The 16,315-nt window shown below is 63.0% G+C and carries 19 protein-coding genes and 1 tRNA gene; 9 read left to right on the top strand and 11 right to left on the bottom strand.

The window, feature by feature from the left end; all coding sequences use genetic code 11:
• Nucleotides 1-62: 62 nt before the first annotated feature.
• Entirely contained in the window at nt 63-1,034 is a 972-nt protein-coding gene (locus J5J09_RS13255; protein WP_208551368.1) for an endonuclease/exonuclease/phosphatase family protein, read from the top strand.
• Here J5J09_RS13255 and J5J09_RS13260 read toward each other — a convergent pair.
• Entirely contained in the window at nt 1,031-1,444 is a 414-nt protein-coding gene (locus tag J5J09_RS13260; protein ID WP_208551369.1) for a diacylglycerol kinase, read from the bottom strand. The two genes, J5J09_RS13255 and J5J09_RS13260, sit on opposite strands and share 4 nt — an antisense overlap.
• Nucleotides 1,437-2,459 carry a nicotinate-nucleotide--dimethylbenzimidazole phosphoribosyltransferase gene (gene cobT / locus J5J09_RS13265; RefSeq protein ID WP_208551370.1) on the bottom strand — a complete coding sequence of 341 codons (1,023 nt, stop codon included), beginning with the start codon at nt 2,457-2,459 and terminating at the stop codon, nt 1,437-1,439. The genes J5J09_RS13260 and cobT overlap by 8 nt, the downstream gene beginning before the upstream one ends.
• A gap of 78 nt (nt 2,460-2,537) precedes the next feature.
• Between cobT and cobS the strand changes: the two genes are divergently transcribed.
• Genes cobS through J5J09_RS13280 form a run of 3 tightly spaced genes read left to right on the top strand, consistent with a single transcriptional unit; the run spans nt 2,538 to nt 4,319 of the window.
• Nucleotides 2,538-3,365 (top strand): adenosylcobinamide-GDP ribazoletransferase, encoded by an 828-nt coding sequence (gene cobS / locus J5J09_RS13270; RefSeq protein ID WP_348646459.1) that lies wholly within the window; start codon nt 2,538-2,540, stop codon nt 3,363-3,365.
• A 35-nt stretch (nt 3,366-3,400) separates the two neighbouring features.
• Nucleotides 3,401-3,625 carry a DUF1289 domain-containing protein gene (locus tag J5J09_RS13275; protein ID WP_208551371.1) on the top strand — a complete coding sequence of 75 codons (225 nt, stop codon included), beginning with the start codon at nt 3,401-3,403 and terminating at the stop codon, nt 3,623-3,625.
• Nucleotides 3,626-3,674: 49 nt separating this feature from the next.
• Nucleotides 3,675-4,319 (top strand): TIGR02281 family clan AA aspartic protease, encoded by a 645-nt coding sequence (locus tag J5J09_RS13280; RefSeq protein WP_208553577.1) that lies wholly within the window; start codon nt 3,675-3,677, stop codon nt 4,317-4,319.
• Nucleotides 4,320-4,349: 30 nt separating this feature from the next.
• Here J5J09_RS13280 and J5J09_RS13285 read toward each other — a convergent pair whose 3' ends face one another.
• The 5 genes from J5J09_RS13285 to J5J09_RS13305 form a co-directional block, all read right to left on the bottom strand.
• Entirely contained in the window at nt 4,350-5,168 is an 819-nt protein-coding gene (locus tag J5J09_RS13285; protein WP_208551372.1) for a response regulator, read from the bottom strand.
• 165 nt (nt 5,169-5,333) lie between these two features.
• Nucleotides 5,334-5,597, bottom strand: coding sequence for a hypothetical protein (locus tag J5J09_RS13290; protein WP_208551373.1), 264 nt, complete (start codon nt 5,595-5,597; stop codon nt 5,334-5,336).
• Between the two features lie 104 nt (nt 5,598-5,701).
• Nucleotides 5,702-8,140: a mechanosensitive ion channel domain-containing protein gene (locus J5J09_RS13295; RefSeq protein ID WP_246745840.1), complete on the bottom strand. Its 2,439-nt coding sequence runs from the start codon at nt 8,138-8,140 to the stop codon at nt 5,702-5,704.
• A gap of 156 nt (nt 8,141-8,296) precedes the next feature.
• Nucleotides 8,297-8,824, bottom strand: coding sequence for a heme utilization cystosolic carrier protein HutX (gene hutX, locus J5J09_RS13300; protein ID WP_208551374.1), 528 nt, complete (start codon nt 8,822-8,824; stop codon nt 8,297-8,299).
• On the bottom strand, nt 8,824-9,165 hold the full coding sequence (locus J5J09_RS13305; protein WP_208551375.1) for an antibiotic biosynthesis monooxygenase: 342 nt from the start codon (nt 9,163-9,165) through the stop codon (nt 8,824-8,826). Before J5J09_RS13305 ends, hutX begins: the two co-directional genes overlap by 1 nt.
• Nucleotides 9,166-9,368: 203 nt before the next feature.
• Here J5J09_RS13305 and J5J09_RS13310 point away from each other — a divergent pair, with 203 nt between their 5' ends.
• From J5J09_RS13310 to J5J09_RS13325, 4 genes are all read left to right on the top strand, one after another.
• A complete protein-coding gene (locus tag J5J09_RS13310; protein WP_208551376.1) occupies nt 9,369-10,244 on the top strand; it encodes an ABC transporter substrate-binding protein in 876 nt (291 codons plus the stop codon).
• Nucleotides 10,241-11,329, top strand: coding sequence for an iron ABC transporter permease (locus J5J09_RS13315; protein ID WP_208551377.1), 1,089 nt, complete (start codon nt 10,241-10,243; stop codon nt 11,327-11,329). Before J5J09_RS13310 ends, J5J09_RS13315 begins: the two co-directional genes overlap by 4 nt.
• Nucleotides 11,326-12,102 carry a heme ABC transporter ATP-binding protein gene (locus J5J09_RS13320; protein WP_208551378.1) on the top strand — a complete coding sequence of 259 codons (777 nt, stop codon included), beginning with the start codon at nt 11,326-11,328 and terminating at the stop codon, nt 12,100-12,102. Before J5J09_RS13315 ends, J5J09_RS13320 begins: the two co-directional genes overlap by 4 nt.
• Before the next feature lie 261 nt (nt 12,103-12,363).
• The gene (locus J5J09_RS13325; RefSeq protein ID WP_208551379.1) at nt 12,364-12,603 is read left to right on the top strand and encodes a DUF378 domain-containing protein; all 240 of its coding nucleotides are present in this window, start codon (nt 12,364-12,366) and stop codon (nt 12,601-12,603) included.
• A 160-nt stretch (nt 12,604-12,763) separates the two neighbouring features.
• Here J5J09_RS13325 and J5J09_RS13330 read toward each other — a convergent pair.
• The 4 genes from J5J09_RS13330 to J5J09_RS13345 all read right to left on the bottom strand — a co-directional run bounded on the left by J5J09_RS13330 (nt 12,764) and on the right by J5J09_RS13345 (nt 15,795).
• Nucleotides 12,764-12,839 (bottom strand) — tRNA-Lys (locus J5J09_RS13330).
• A gap of 119 nt (nt 12,840-12,958) precedes the next feature.
• Entirely contained in the window at nt 12,959-13,876 is a 918-nt protein-coding gene (locus tag J5J09_RS13335; RefSeq protein ID WP_208551380.1) for a PhzF family phenazine biosynthesis protein, read from the bottom strand.
• 72 nt (nt 13,877-13,948) lie between these two features.
• On the bottom strand, nt 13,949-14,689 hold the full coding sequence (locus J5J09_RS13340; protein ID WP_208551381.1) for an NUDIX hydrolase: 741 nt from the start codon (nt 14,687-14,689) through the stop codon (nt 13,949-13,951).
• Nucleotides 14,686-15,795, bottom strand: coding sequence for an endonuclease/exonuclease/phosphatase family protein (locus J5J09_RS13345; RefSeq protein WP_208551382.1), 1,110 nt, complete (start codon nt 15,793-15,795; stop codon nt 14,686-14,688). The genes J5J09_RS13340 and J5J09_RS13345 overlap by 4 nt, the downstream gene beginning before the upstream one ends.
• A 136-nt stretch (nt 15,796-15,931) precedes the next feature.
• Between J5J09_RS13345 and J5J09_RS13350 the strand changes: the two genes are divergently transcribed.
• Nucleotides 15,932-16,312: a DUF4189 domain-containing protein gene (locus J5J09_RS13350; protein ID WP_208551383.1), complete on the top strand. Its 381-nt coding sequence runs from the start codon at nt 15,932-15,934 to the stop codon at nt 16,310-16,312.
• The last annotated feature ends 3 nt before the right edge of the window (nt 16,313-16,315 follow it).

A 16,315-nucleotide genomic window follows, 5' to 3' on the forward strand; every position in this document is an offset into this window, starting at 1 on the left:
CTTCCAGCCGTCACGATTCCGCGATAACGTCGGGCCGATCAACCGCCGTTCCGGAGCAAATGATGTTCAGCGCCCGCGCAACCCTTCTTGCCGCCCTCGTCTCCTCGATACTCTGCTTCAGTGCGCAGGCGCAGGTGCCGACAACCGAATTGACGGTGATGTCCTTCAATATCTGGGGCGGCGGCGCCAATGAAGGCAAGGGCGTCGAGGAAACGGTCGCCGCCATCCGTGCGGCCGGTGCCGATATCATCGGCATTCAGGAGACAAAACCGGAACCGGAGGTCTGCGAGGCGGACGATTGCGCCGCCACCGGCGAGAGTGTGGCTGCGCGCATCGCCGAAGCGCTTGGCTTCCACCACTTCGATCAGAGCGAGGAAAACCCCGCGCTTTGGGCAAACGCGATCATCAGCCGCTATCCGATCGGCAAGCCAACCGCAAACGAACTCGGCGTCGAGATCGCGGTCGGCGACCGCAAGGTCTACGCCTTCAACATCCACCTGACGGACTTTCCCTACCAACCCTACCAGCTTCTGAACATCGAATACGGGCCGGCGCCGTTCCTGAAGACCGGCAAGGAAGCGGTCGCCGCTGCCAAAGCGGCGCGCGGCCCGGCGCTCGACCTGTTGATGAGCGACCTGAAAGAGGCCGACGGCGCCGATGCGGTGTTCCTCTTCGGCGATTTCAACGAGCCCTCGCACCGGGACTGGACCGAGGCCGCGGTCAAGGCCGGTCATCAACCCACCGTCGTTGAATACCCGACCACACTCAGGATCGAGAAGGAAGGCGGCTTCACCGATCTTTTCCGCGCGGCATTTCCCGATGAAGTCGCAAAGCCCGCCTTCACCTGGACGCCAACGAGTGAGCCGACGAATCCCGAGGATCACCACGACCGCATCGACTTCACCTTTGGTAAGGCGGATAACCTAACAGTCGTTAAGGCCGGCATCGTCGGCGAGAAGGCGCCGGAGGCCGATATCGTCGTGACGCCGTGGCCGTCGGATCATCGCGCCAGCATGGCGACCGTCAGGTTCTAGGCGAGAGCGGTGCGGACAACGACGCTCGCGACGAACACCGCATTGGCCACGAGAAGGCAGAAAACGGCGAAGGAACCCAGATCCTTCGCGTGTTTTGCGACGATGGAAAACTCCGGCGAAATGCGGTCGATGATCTCCTCGATCGCCGTGTTCAGCGCCTCGACGGCGAACAGCACGAAGGCCAGAACGCTGAACAGCAGGTAATCGTTGAACGACGCGCCAAAAACGGCGAAGAGAACGATGATACCGGCATAGGCGAGCAGTTCGTGGCGGAACGCCGACTCCTGCGTCAGCCGCTTGAAACCCTGAAACGAATAGCGGGACGCGGCAAAGAAGTGAGCGATCCCCCTCTCCTTGCGGATTCCGGTGTTGCCGATGATGTCGGGCTCGGGTGCCTTGTGTTCATTCATGGGACTTGTTGCTCACGCCTGCGCTTTCGAACGTCGCCATGCCCGAATGGCAGGCCGCAGCGGCCTTCACGATACCGGCCGCGAGTGCAGCGCCTGTCCCTTCGCCAAGCCGCATGCCGAGCGCCAGGAGCGGCGTCTTACCAAGACGGTCAATGGCCTTGATGTGACCGGGCTCGGCCGAGACGTGGCCGATCAGGCAGTGATCGAGCGCCGACGGGTTCATCGCCTTCAGGATCGAGGCCGCCGCCGTCGTCACATAACCGTCGAGCAGCACCGGAACGCGCTCGACGCGGGCGGCCAGGATGGCACCCGCCATGGCCGCGATTTCGCGCCCGCCGAGACGGCGCAGCACTTCGAGCGGATCGCCGAGATGGTCACGGTGGAAATCGACGGCCTTCTCCACCGCCTCGATCTTCCGCTTCAGGACGTCGCCTTCCGAACCGGTGCCGGGTCCGACCCATTCCTCTGCTGTGCCGCCATAAAGCGCGAGGTTGATCGCAGCCGCGATCGTCGTGTTGCCGATGCCCATCTCGCCGACGCAAAGAAGATCGGTGCCGCCGGCAATCGCCTCCATGCCGAAGGCCATGGTCGCCGCGCAATCGCGCTCCGACAAAGCCGGTTCACAGGTGATGTCGCCGGTCGGATAATCGAGCGCCAGATCGAAGATCTTCAGCCCGAGGTCGTTGGCGACGCAGATCTGGTTGATGGCAGCGCCACCCGCGGCGAAGTTCTCGACCATCTGCTGCGTCACCGACGAGGGGAACGGCGTGATACCGTGCTTGGTGACACCGTGATTGCCGGCGAAGATGGCAACCAGTGGGCGATTGACCGCCGGCGGACGACCGGTCCACGCTGCCAGCCACATCGCGATCTCCTCGAGACGACCGAGCGCGCCCGGCGGCTTGGTCAATTGCCGATCGCGGTCGCGCGCGGCAACGAGCGCGGCCGTATCCGGTCCCGGCAGATCCCGCAGGAGGGTGCGAAAGTCGTCGAAAGGCAGTCCGGTGACCGTCATGGAGAAAGCTTTCTTGTCATCTTCGTGTAAATCAGGCTTTGTGCGCTTGTCATAATGAGGCTGCGTCACGGCCACAACATGAAAAAGCGACATTTGTCGCGTCCGATGGAGCAGTCGATCGCCATGCAATTGCGTGGATTTTTGGGCGATAGCGTAAGAGCGGTCGGCTTTCTCAGCCGCTTTCCCGTCCCTTCACGGTTTTACGAGGGGCATACGGCGCCTATCTCCGCCATGGCGGGCGCCTTTCCCCTGGCCGGTGCGATCGTGGCCCTGCCTGCCGCCATGCTGCTCCTCGTTCTCGACGCGACGGGCGCGCCAGAACTGCTTGTCGGCTTTCTGGTCGTCGCCACACAGATCGTATCGTCAGGCGCACTGCACGAGGACGGTCTCGCGGACTGCGCCGACGGCCTCTTCGGGGGCCGCGATCGGGACAGGATGCTGGCCATCATGAAGGACAGCCGCGTCGGCAGCTACGGCGTGTTGGCCCTCGTTCTGGCCGTTGGCATCCGCGCATCGGCCATCGCGGCCGTTGCCGACGCACAGTCGCCGCTTGTCGGCGCCGTCGCCTTGCTGATCGCAGCGATCCTCAGCCGCAGCGCCATGGTGTGGCACTGGTCATCGCTCCCGCAGGCCCGGCCCGACGGCGTGGCGGCCGCGGCTGGCGCACCGGATCGGTCCGCAAGGAGGATCGCCGTGATCAGCGGTGTCGCGCTTTGCCTTGTTCTCGGCACGGTGGAGTTCATCGTTCCTGCCGTCCTGCTGGCCATCACAGCCTCGGCGGTGACCGGCCAGGTCTTCGCCAGCTTCGTGACCCGCAAGATCGGCGGCCACACCGGCGACACCATTGGTGCCAGCCAGCAAATTGCCGAGATCGTGACACTGCTCTGCCTTGCCCTGGTGCTCTGACATACCAATATTAGGCCGCAAACACGGAACATCTCATGGAATCGCCCTGCATTCTCGTCTGCTCCATCGACGACAAGACCGGATACTGTTTCGGCTGCGGCCGCACGCGCGACGAAATCGCCGGCTGGATCGGCTATTCCAGCGCCGAACGTCGAGCGATCATGGACGCGCTTCCGGCGCGGCTGGAAACGGTCGAACGTAAGCCCCGCCGGGAAACGCGTCGCACCCGCATGGCCAGGGAGCGCCAGGACGGTGTTTAGGCTCGGTTTCGCGCTCGCGGTTCTCGGCTTCGGCCTCGTCGTGCTGATCATGAACAATAACAGCGGCCGGAGCTTCGGCATGGACAACGACCGGTTCGGCGAGATGATCACGCTGCTGCCCTTTGCCGCTCTCATCGGCGCCGGAATCCTGGCGAGCCGCAGGTCGCTCGGCGAAAGCGCGCGCCAGATGTTGATCTGGGTGGTGATCGTGCTGGCGCTCGTCACGGGATACGTCTATCGCGGCGACCTGATGGCAGTAAGCGATCGGGTGCTCGCAAGCCTGGTCCCAGGCCGCGCCGTGGTGGTTGAGGAAACAGACGGAGCCCAGTCGGTGGTCCTGCACAAGTCGATGGGTGGCCACTTCGAGGCCACGGTCGATGTCAATGGCACGGGACTGCCGATGCTGGTCGACACCGGAGCATCATCGGTGGCGCTGAGCTGGGACGACGCCATCAGGGCGGGCATCGATCCCCAATCGCTGACCTTCTCTCGCACCATCCTGACAGCCAACGGAACGGCGCAGGCGGCACCGGTCAGGCTGCGCAGCGTATCGATCGGTCCGATCTGGCGTGAAAATGTCGAGGCTCTGGTAACCGAACAGGGCAAACTCAGCCAGAGCCTGCTCGGCATGAGTTTCATCGGCACGCTCGGCGCGCTGGAAATGCGCGCCGACGAGCTACGGCTCAGAAACTAGCAGTATCGCTGCCAGAGAAGCGAGAGACGCCTAGCGCTTCTGCGCGCTCCTGATCTGGGTCAGGGTGTCGAGGTTCTGGTTGACGCGGCAGTAGAATTCCTCGTCGATGAACGGCCGCAGCATGAAGTCGTTGCCGCCGACCTTCAGGAACCGCGCCGACAGGAGGCGGTTCGTCGAGGACGAGACGCCGATGATGCGCAATTCGTGCGAGCCGCGCACGCCGCGGATACGGCGGGTCAGTTCGAAGCCGTCGATGTCGGGCATGTTGTAGTCGGTGACCACCAGGCCGATATCCGGATTGGCCTTGAGAATCTCGAGCGCCTTGGCGCCGCTCTCCGCCGTGCTGACCTTGAAATTGTAGCGCTTCAGACGGCTCGACAGCAGGGTTCTGGCGGTCGGGCTGTCATCGACGATCAGCACGTGATGGCGATGGTTGGTCAGGAAGCGATAGACCGACTCGATCAGCATTTCGACGGCGAAGATGCTGTCCTTCAGGATATAGTCGACGATGTTCTTCTGCAGCAGCTTCTCGCGGGTCTCGTCGTGGAACGTACCCGTGAAGACGATCGTCGGGATATTGCAGTCGATGAGATATTCCAGAGCCTCGCCGCTTTCCGCGCCGGGCAGGTTGATGTTCGAGATGGCAAGAACCACCGGCTCGGACGACAGCTCGTTCGCCGCCTGTATATCCTCGAACGTCCGGCAGATTTCGCAATCGATGCCGAGAAGTTCCTTCAGCCGCGCCGAGATCATGGAAGTGAAGACATTCGAATCCTCGCCCACGAGGATACGAACATCAGGAAACTGCTCACCGGAATACTGCATTCCGGAAATACCAAGGACTGCCATGCTGCGCCTTTTCTGGGAACGACCGAACTGAATCGGACGCTAGCACGTGTCACTTAGGGAACAGTTAATCGGCAAACGCGAGGAATTGGTAAAGCCTAACGAAGGGTAAATCCCACCAGGCTAGATTTGCCACAGCCACGCCGGTGCGAGAGCAGTTAGCGGTGGTCAACGCACGGTCGCCGAGCCATCCTTCACGTCGACGGTCTCGCCGCCCTCCAGGCCGACGCGGTCGCCGTTCGGCAGCGTCAGGAAACAACCGGCCGGGCAGATGGTTTCCGTCTGGCCGGCGTCGAGCGCCACCTCCATCCGGTTGCCGCCCTCGACAACGACGAGGACAACCGGGGCGGAGCCAGAATTGGTCACCGTCGCGGAGAAAGCCGGCACGGCTGCGGCGGAGATCATCGACATGGCGATCAGAAATCTTTTCATTCTCGTCCAGCGTGCGAGCGCTGCCTCTCAGTAGTCGACCCGGTGTTTCCGGGCCTGCCCCTCTTTATTAGTTGAATGAGACTGAACGGACGCTGAACGACCGTTCAGTCTCGCGTGACTGTGTCAGCCTCTGGGCGATCTTGCAATTGCCCGTGGTCGCCATCCGGCAACTTCGCCCCCGTTGCGCGCCCGAGTTCGGTCTGGACGACCTCGCGTACGAAGAGATTGACGTCGTGCTTCTGGTAGGGAATTTCGATGCCCTCCGCCCGGAATTTTTCCAGAATCGAAATGCGGACACCATTCTTCACGGCAAGACTGTCCAGAATATCGGGCACGAACAGACAAACCTGGAAGTCCAGCGACGACGCGCCGAAGCCGAGGAAGATAACGAAAGGCTCAGGCGTCAACAGCACGCCCTCCTGCTCCAGCGCCGCCTGCTGAAGGAGTTCCATGACCTTTCGCGGATCGCTGTCGTATCCGGCTCCGACGACCACATCGATACGCGCCAGGCGGTTGCGGTGGGTCCAGTTGCCGACAGACGCGTTGATCAGCTCGGAATTCGGGACAATGATAGACTGGCGCTGGAAAGTCTCGATCTCGGTCGCCCGCACCGAGATGCGCCGCACGAAGCCTTCCGTCGTTCCCGTCGCCACCCAGTCGCCCACCTTGAACGGCCGCTCGGCGAGAAGAATGAGACCCGAAACGAAGTTCGAAACGATGTTCTGCAATCCGAAGCCGATGCCAAGCGACAGGGCGCCTGCTACCAGCGCCAGGCTTGAAAGGTCGATCCCGGCTGCGGAAATGCCGATCAGCCCTGCCAGCGCCGTTCCAAGATAGCCGACAGCCGTCCTCACCGAGTTGCGCACACCGCCATCCACATGCGAGCGCGCCATGACGCTGCCGTCGAGCCATTTCTGGAACCAGCGGGTCGCAAGAAGGCCCAGCACGAACAAAAGGATGCCGCCGAAGATCCCGACAAGCGAGATTCGAATGCTGCCGATCGAGATCTCGGTGAACGCCTGGTAGGCGAGGAGTTGCAGGTCGCGTGGACTGAACCCCCAGGAAAACAGGATGAGCGGCAGGCCGATTGCGATCGCGAAGGCATAGATGAGTAGACCCGCCGCCAGACCCGTCTGGTCTAGCGCAACCGGCGAAAGGGCGAACCGCTGACCGAGACGCCGGCCGACCAGCGTCTCGCCGAACCGGTTGGGCGCGGAAATCGCTTTACCAGACAGGATACCGAGATAGACGGTGACAAGAACCGCGCCCGTCACAACGATCTGGGTCGCCATGAAGCGGGCGAAGCCGACATAGCCGGTCAGTGCAGCGAGGATGAGACCGAGCCCGACCAGGCGGAAGCTGATGGCAAGCGTCCTCGGCCAGGGGCGTCCGCGCAGTGCCGGGTCACCGCTGGCATCCGTGACAGGACGCAGGAAGGACACGATGAAGATGATGAGACCGACGAGAACCGAAGAGATCAGGCTCTTGACGACCGTCAGGACGATTGGCGAACTCAAGGCTTCCGTCGCGGAGCCCACCACATAGTCCAGGCCGTTGATCACGGCCATCATCAGCACCGCGAAATTGAGGTCGCGTGCACCCTTGTTCGACAGCCGCACCAGCCGCCAGTCAGGCTCCCTTGGCGCAAGGACGGCTGTCGCCAGCAGCGAGACGAACACCACCAGACCGACGAACCCGAACAGCGCCTGGACGATCGGCGCGATGTCGGCTCGCAGCACGTTGAAAACATCAAGGAAAAAATAGCTCGAGATCAGGAAGACCCCGAGCGCCAGCGTCGGGAGGATCGTCGACCAGAACGCCACCGATAGCCGGCTCATGTAATTCGGATTGCCGCGAGTCCGACTGCGTCGGATCAGGTTTCCGAAGAGGCGATATTCGGAGAAAGCAAGTGCCAGTGCCAGGACGAGCGACAGTGTCACGGCGGCGCCGAGCGCGGCGCGCTTGAATTTCCACACGAACGAATACCAGCTCGACACGACCCGACCGAACCGGTCGGCTTCCTGCACGAAGGCTCCGGATGCTTCCGCGAACACGTCGGCGGAAATATCCGTGTGCTTGAACAACTCGTCGGCAAAAAGCTGCCGACGGATCTCCGTCACGGAATTGGAGAGCGTCGTCCCGCGGATCGACAGGTCTTCGGCCTGTCCCGTCAGCGCATTGATCTGCAACCGTTCGGCGTTCAGCCGATTGCGCTCGTCGGTAATCTCGGGAGCCTCCGCCGGCTCTCCTTCGGCCGGCGGCTCTCCCAGTTCCGTGAGGCGCGACTTCACCTCGTTGAAACGCGGCCGCAAGTCGACGGAGATTTTCAGGAGGTCCCGCACGATCGAATCGATCTGCGCCTTGATCTCCGTCAGGGCAGCGTCGTTGGTGCTTCGGCCCTCGATCTGGCCTTCAAGACTGTTAAGCCTCTGGCTGGCCGTTTCGATCGATTTGCCTGCCTGCTCTAGCTGCGCGGGCGCTGCCGGCGCCTGGGCAAGAACCGGCGTCACGGCGAAGCTGCCGCAGACGAGACATGCGGCCAAGATCACTCGAAGCAAAAGCAGGCGTTGAAAAATAAGAATCAAAATCGGTCCCTGTCGGAGTTCGCAGCACGAGCGCGGAAAATAGGGACAGTTCGGGACAAAAGAAAGGAGGCGTTGATCCTCGCCTCCTCCGGACTTGCTGCAAATGCGTGTGTGTCAGGCCGACGCCATGTCGCCGCGCAGGGTTTCGAACTGCTCGAGTTGCGCGGCGATCAGGTTCCGTTCGGCATCGCGCCGCACGAAGACCTTGAACATCGCCTTGCCCTCGCTGTTCATGAACCATACCGAGCACGACCGCCGGCCGTGGAAACCACGATCGACAAACACGATCGAGACGCAACGATCCTTGCGGATGTGACCGCCGATCGGGCTGTCGCCGTGAATGTTGAACCATCCATGGCCTTCGCTGCCGGCAGGCAGCGCGCCTTCGACTTCAAGCACGATATCCTCGGTATGCACGATCATCAGGACGTCTCCCCAGGCGCCGAGACGCGCCCAGATGTCCTCGAACCGACTGGCCGGCACGATCACCGCGGCGCCCTCAGGCAGCACGGCAAGCACGTCGAGCGGCGTGACGCGGCCATTGGCGGCGATCGCCTCGACCACCCCGTCCGGCTTCTCGGCCAGTGCCGCCCGCGCCTTTTCGGCCGTCTCGGGCGCGATTTCGATGCTCAAGGCGCTCATCACGCGGCCTCGGTCAGGCGCTGGCCCTTGCTGTCTTCGTGGATGATCACCTGGAAGCCCTCGAAATGCGGTCCGGCCAGATACTGCACCTTGCTCTCGCCGGTGCGGGAATGGGCAGCGCGGAACTGCTCGGACTTGGTCCAGTCCTTGAAGTGCTCCTCGGTTTCCCAAACCGTATGCGATGCATAAAGCGTGTGATCGTCGCTCTTGGGGCCTTTCAGCATGTGGAACTCGAGATAGCCCGGCATTTCCGCAAGCCTGCCCTGGCGGCTGCGCCACATGCTCTCGAAAGCTTCTTCGTAACCGGGAACGACCCGGAAGCGGTTCATTGCGATATACATCGACCTCAATCCCTTGCTTTGCCACGGTATTCGCCGCGACGGCGATTATCGCCCGCCGCGATCCTGTTGCCTTCTTATTTAAACATGCGTATTAGAGTCAAGTTATAACGCCCTCGGCAAACCGACGACGCGAGCTCCGCACGCGCGCCGGAAACTCGTGCCCGGCGACCAAAGAAACCTCGTGTTTTCAAAGGCCTGATAATATGAACGCTTTCATCTCCAGACTGTTCGGCTTTGCCCTCGGGGTCGCCTGCGTGGCCACGCCCGCGCTTGCCGATGACACCTATCCCGACGCCCGGCGGATCGTCTCGGTCGGCGGAACGGTGACCGAAATCCTCTATGCCCTCGGCGTACAGGATCGCATTGTTGCGCGGGACTCGACAAGTCTTTATCCGGCTGACGCCGCCACGAAGCCGGATGTCGGATACATGCGACAGCTGTCTGCCGAAGGCATCATATCCCAGAACCCCGACCTGATCCTCGCCGAAAGCGGGGCCGGACCGGCAGACACGATCGCCATTCTTCAGGCGGGCAGTGTTCCGCTGGTCTCGATCCCGACTCCGCCCACGGCGAAATCGGTCGGGCCCCGGATTCGCGCCGTCGGCGCAGCGGTCGGCAAGCCAAAAGAAGCGGAGGCGCTGGCTACCGATGTCGAGGCGCGCCTTGCCACATTGACCGACGAAATCGGCAAGCTCACGGGCGCCAAGAAGCGCGTGCTCTTTGCTCTGTCTCTGGCAAACGGCCGCGTGATGGCCGCCGGCCGCAACACCGCCGCCGATGCCATGATAAGGCTTGCAGGCGCCGCGAACGCGGTGGAATCCGTCGAAGGCTACAAGCCGCTGACAGACGAAGCGGTGATCGAGGCGGCGCCGGACGCGATCCTGATCATGAACAATCCGGGCCGCCACATGACAGCGGATGAGGCCTTCGCCATCCCGGCCCTTAAGGCCTCGCCAGCGGGGCAATCCGGCACGCTGATCGCCATGGACGGTCTCTACCTTCTGGGCCTCGGCCCGCGCACCCCGCAAGCGGCTCGCGAACTCGCCTCGAAGCTCTATCCCGACCATTTGGCGCCATGAACGCGATCGCCCTGATGCTCCGCCGCAATGACGACGGCGATCGGACCGGCAAGGGGATCATGACCCTTGCCGCCCTGATGTTTCTGCTCGCCATCGCCGCTCTGGTATCGCTCCACAGCGGCGCCACGGAGGTCGGTCTTGCCGACCTTCTGCGCTATTTGTTCGGCGACGCATCGGCGCTTCCCGAGCAGGACCGCATGATCCTCGAATCCGTGCGCCTGCCGCGCACGGTGTTGGGCCTTCTCGTTGGCGCTGGCCTCGGCGTTTCGGGTGCGATGATGCAGGGCCTGTTCCGCAACCCGCTCGCCGATCCGGGCATCGTCGGCGTCACCTCGGGCGCCGCCTTCGCCGCCGTCACCGCCATCGTGCTTGGTGGGACGGTCCTTGCCCCGTTGCAGGCGCTGCTCGGCCTGCATTTTCTGCCGATCATGGCCTTCCTTGGCGGGTTGGCGAATACCCTCGTGCTCTACGCGATCGCCACCCGCAACGGCCAGACATCGACCACCGCCCTGATCCTTTCGGGCATCGCGATCGGCGCCATGAGCGCCGCCGCCACCGGACTGCTGATTTTCTTGGCCGACGACAGGCAATTGCGCGACATCACCTTCTGGAGCCTCGGCTCGCTCAGCGGTGCAAGCTACGCCAAGGTCACAGCCACCCTCCCCTTCATCCTTGCCATCCTCGCCGCCACGCCGTTTGTCGCCCGCGGGCTCGATGCGCTGGTGCTTGGCGACGCCGCGGCCTATCACATGGGAATCTCCGTCCAGCGCCTGAAGAAGCTGTCGATCCTGGCTGTCGCCGCCGCCTGTGGCGCCACCGTTGCCGTCGCCGGTTCGATCTCCTTCGTCGGCATCGTCGTCCCGCATCTTCTGAGGCTCGCCATCGGTCCTTCGCACCGCTTCCTGCTGCCGGCATCCGCGCTTGGCGGTGCCGCTCTGCTGCTCTTCGCCGACAGCGTCGCCCGCGTTGTCGTCGCGCCGGCGGAACTACCGATCGGCATCATCACTGCGATCCTCGGTGCCCCCGTGTTCCTGATGCTGCTGCTCGGGAGGACCGGCCGCGCCCAGATGGAGAACCTGCAATGATCAAGGCAAGCGGGGTTTCCGTCATCCGCGCCGGCCGCGCGCTCGTCGACCAGGTGGATCTTGCGCTCTGCGCCGGCCGCTTCACGGTCGTCCTCGGCCCGAACGGCGCCGGCAAGTCGACGCTTCTCAAGGTGATGGCCGGCGAAATCGCGGCCGATGCGGGCCATGTCCTCTACGACGACCGCGACATCAGGGACTGCCGCCCGGTTGATCTCGCACAGCGTCGCGCCGTCCTGCCCCAGTCGATGGCAATCGCCTTTCCGTTCACCGCGCTCGAGGTCGTGCGCATGGGCGCCATCGCCCATGGCAGCCTGACACCGACGGAAGATGCCAGACGGGCGCTTGCCCGCGTCGATCTGAAGGGTTTCGAGGCTCGGTCGTATCAGGCGTTGTCTGGCGGCGAGCAGCAGCGCGTGCAGTTCGCCCGGGTGCTGGCGCAGGTGTCGGAACCGGTCGAGCACGGCCGCCCGAAGGCGCTGTTTCTGGACGAACCGACGGCAAGCCTCGACATCGGTCACCAGATATCGGTGCTGGAAATTGCGAGAGATTTCGTGGCCCGCGGCGGCGCGGCACTGGCCATTCTGCACGACCTCAACCTCGCCTGCGAGTTCGCAGACCGCCTCGTCGTCATGCACCGGGGTCGCGTCGTTGCCGCCGGAACGCCGGTCGAGACCATCACCGAGGAGGTGATCGCGTCGGTGTACGGCATCAGGGGCGCAGTCGGTCGCGTACCCCACGCCATTCCCTACGTGCTGCCGCAGGCACGTATATAGCCGGCTATCGGCCCAATAGTTATCCACAGCTCTCCACAGGAACATTCTGAGGCGCACGCGGCGCGCAGGGAACGAGTCCGGAACATAAGGGGAAACCAGGGACTTTTTCGGTCCATCATGCGCCGCTTTCGATGCCACCCTTCAAGTTCGCATCTCGCCGTGGCGCATCGCCCGCGACCATGACTTTCGTTTATTCGGCCGGACGATGGAACAGAGCGCGAGCCTTAAGGTTAGCCCTGTGCAAGGCACAAGGAGAAACACATGCGCGCGCTCAACCTCATCACACTGCTTCTCGTCATCGTCGGCGGCCTGAACTGGCTTCTGGTCGGCATTGCCGACTTCGATCTCGTAGCCACGCTGTTCGGCGGACAGGACACCGCACTGGCCACCATCGTCTACGTCCTCGTAGGTCTATCTGCGATCTGGCAGTTGGTGCCGTTCGCCAAGGCTATGTCGGTAGGCGAACCGGCAGCCGAATCCAATCTCGGTCACCGCCACTAACAGGCCGCAAGGTTTTCACACGCGCGCCGCTGGCAGGGTCTGCCGGCGGCGTTCTTTTGCGTGGCTGCGAGAAAAGCCCTGCGCCGGTCATATAGATCAGCGCAAAACGCCAAAAAGCGGCCATAGCCGCTCTTCCACATCATCGCTAACTCTTTGAAAATGGTGGGTGATGTAGGGCTCGAACCTACGACCCGCTGATTAAGAGTCAGCTGCTCTACCAACTGAGCTAATCACCCGAACGCTGCCTTCCGGCGGCGTGAGGGGGGCTATAAAGGGGAACGTTCGGCTTGTCCAGCACCTTCGGAAAAAAACTTTCGCCACCGGGCGATTTGCGCAGAACAGGGTTACCGCCCGCTCATATCTCCAGCGTGCCGGTAGCGATACGGACCGCCTGACCTCCGATACGGGCACGGGAAATACTGCCATCCTTGATGTCCATGTGCAGATGGATATAGGAGGGCCGCCCCATTTCGACCCCCTGCTCCACCAGGACTGGATGATGGCCGTCGGGCATGGCGTCGAAATGGTGGATGGCGCCGGCAAGTGCCGCCACCGCCGAGCCTGTTGCTGGATCCTCCGATATCCCCATTCCGGCCGCAAACATCCTGGCATGAAAACGCGCCGTATGGTTCACACCGCCACGACAGTAGACATAGGCTGAAACGAGCCCGCCCTCGGCGAACGGCGCGACCTGTTGCCAGAGTTCTGCATCGAAATCGAGACTTTCGACCGCTTGGAGATTATGCACCGGTATCACGGCAAACGGCACGCCAGCCGTCCAGATCGACGGCACGTGGTTCTCGAAGCCGATATCGGTGCTCTTCAGTGACAAGGCATCGGCCACGCCCTGTCGGTCGAGCGGATGATCGAGGCGCACCGGCACTTTCGGCAGGTCAAACTCGGCAAAGGCGGCCTCGTCCTCGCGCAGCCGCACGGCGCAGCGGACCGGACCGATCTTTTCCTCGATGACGGACACGATGTCGAGCGATGCGCCCTCCCCGCCATAGGATCGCTCGGCGAGCGCGATGGCGGTTCCGACCGTCGGATGACCGGCGAACGGCAGCTCCCGGCCGGGCGTGAAAATGCGGATCCGTGCTGTGTGGGCGGGATTGTCGGCGGGGATGACGAAGACCGTTTCCGAGAGCTTCAGCTCTGCCGCGATGGCCTGCATCGTCTCGTCGCTCAGACCATCACCATCGAACACCACGGCAAGGGGATTTCCGGCCAGTTTCGTGCCGGTAAACACATCATAGATCGAGTAAGCGCGCGCCAAGCCTGCCTCCGCTCCTTCATTGCCGTCCGCCGCGACGGCCGCTCCACATTTCTGCCGCCCCCTTCGACAGGGTCAAGTGCCGCCGCCGAAAAACCACGAGAGGAGCGGCGGCATGGTCGGGTTATACGGATGCGCGTCCGGATCGGCCGAGCGTATCGCGATCGCACCCGCGATCTCCTGTTCCTCATCCTCCACCATGTGCCGCTCGATGGCCGCCAGAAGTTCGTCCGCCGACTGGCGGAAACGAAACACCCGGCAGACCATCATCCGCCGTTCCTGATGACAGGCGAAATAGCGACCGTCGTCATCGGCCTGTCTGAGGTCGAGGCCGGTTTCCTCCCGCACCTCGCGCACCATGTTGCCGAGCACGTCGCATACGCCGTCAACGACATCGGAGGCATCGAGCGAACCGGCCGGACAATAGACCTGTCCGGGATTGGCGGTCCGCTCGCCCATCCGCACTGCGATGATCGCCCCGTCGGAACTGACCGGCACGGGATAACAGAACAGGTGCAGGCCTCCGCTCGGCCGCTCCTGCCGGCGCCACCAGAGAAAGGTGGAGAACGGCACCATGTAGGCCTCGCCGCGAATGATGCCGTCCTGCAGCGCCAGCCGGTGCTGGAACACCATCTTGCCGTCGAACAGCGCCGGATTGGCAGCGACTTCCTTCCGCCAGTTTTCCGCCGCCCTCTCACGCTCGGCGAGATACCAGGGATGGTCGCCGGGAGAGACCTTGAGGTCCAGCCCCGAGATCGGAAAGACAGTGTTCGCCGGATAAAGACGGAAAGGATCGTGATCGATCGACACGGTCATGCAAAATCCAGGCTCATGACAACAGGACAATGGTCGGAGGCCTTCGGCCGGTCCCAGCCGACCCGCGGAAAACGCTCGACCTCCTGCCCCGGCGGAAACACGGTACGGAAGGGCTGCCCGCCGCGCACGATCTCCGGCGCCCGTCCGGCATTCCGGGCCGCGAGCGACGGCGACAGCCAGATATAGTCAAGCTGGCAGAGGTGCTGCTCCTCCGGACCGCGGGCATGATACAGCGTCCAGCGGTCGAGAGGCTCTCGCCGCCGCATGACGTTTTCGGCGAATCCATCGTGGCTGAAAACGTCGAGCGCGCTAGGCAGGCCGTCCTCGTGCGTAAAGCCGTATCCGGTGCGTCTGGAGCCCGATACGATGACCCGCTCTTGGTAGTCGTTCATGTCGCCGCAGATCGCAAAGTCCTTGCGGCCCGCATGAACTGGCCCGAAGCGGTTCTCGATGATGTGCCGGACGGCAAGCGCCTCAGCCCGGCGGATCGGCATGGTCGAGGTGCGCCCGTCGACGCCGTCCCGACCGTTGGTCATCGACTTGAAATGCACGACATAGAGCGTGAACGGCCGTCCGCCGATCTTGAGATCGAGTTCCAGGCAATCGCGCTTGAAGATCTTGTCGTCCGGCTTGTTGGTCGCGGCGATCTCGGGCGAAAAGAGCCCGATGTCGGCATAGGTCAGCGCCGCATGGCTCTTGATGTCGACGATCTCGATCCGCTCGCCGTCGCGCGTCTGATCGCGCATCATCACGCCCACATCGATGCCGCGGCTGTCGTTACCCTCGACGAGATACTTGTGCATGTAGCCGTGCCCGACCATGCGAAACAGGTAGCCGTATTCAAATGCCCTCAGGGCATCCATGTTATCGACTTCCTGCAGGCAGATGATGTCGGCCTCGGCCTCGGCGATCGCCAGTGCCGAAAGCTGGCGGGTATCGTCGGTCGAGGCGACGATGCGGGCGGCTTCGAGCCTACGGTAATCCTCCTCCGACTTCACGTCGAACAGCTTCAGCACGCGGTCCTGGCGCAACTGGTTGCGAAAGCCCGTGAAATCGAACCGGCTCATGAGATTTTCGACATTGAAGGTGGCAAGTCTCAAAGACATCGGCGGTCCGCTGTGAGAAAGCGCCGACTGGGCCGGCTGATCATTTCTGGCATGTCACGCCTGGCGGGTCAAACGCCGCTGGGCAAGCCATCCGTCAGCCTATATCGTCGCAAGCGAGCATTATCCGGGGGGACGCATGCAACGTATTTCGACATTTCTCTTCACTATTACCCTGATCGTCGCGACCACTCTGTCCGGCACGGCCGAGAGTGCCGGCCAGAGCTTCGGCGCGATCGCCTACTCGCCACAAACGGGCGCCATGGGCTGGTCCTATGATTTCGGCAATCAAAGACAGGCGGAGCGGCGCGCGCTTTCGGGCTGCGCGAAGCGGGCCCGCGACTGCCGTGTGGCGATCTGGTTCAGCAATGGCTGCGGCGCGGTGGCCGTCGGTTCGTCCGGATGGGGATCCGGATGGGGCGGCGATCGCAACCGGGCAGAGTACGAGGCGATGGGCAGTTGCGCCAAAAATAGCTACGGATGCCGCGTCGTCCGGTGGCAGTGTTCCGGCGCCCGCTGACGG

Source organism: Ciceribacter sp. L1K22 (genome assembly GCF_017599385.1).
GTDB lineage: Bacteria > Pseudomonadota > Alphaproteobacteria > Rhizobiales > Rhizobiaceae > Allorhizobium.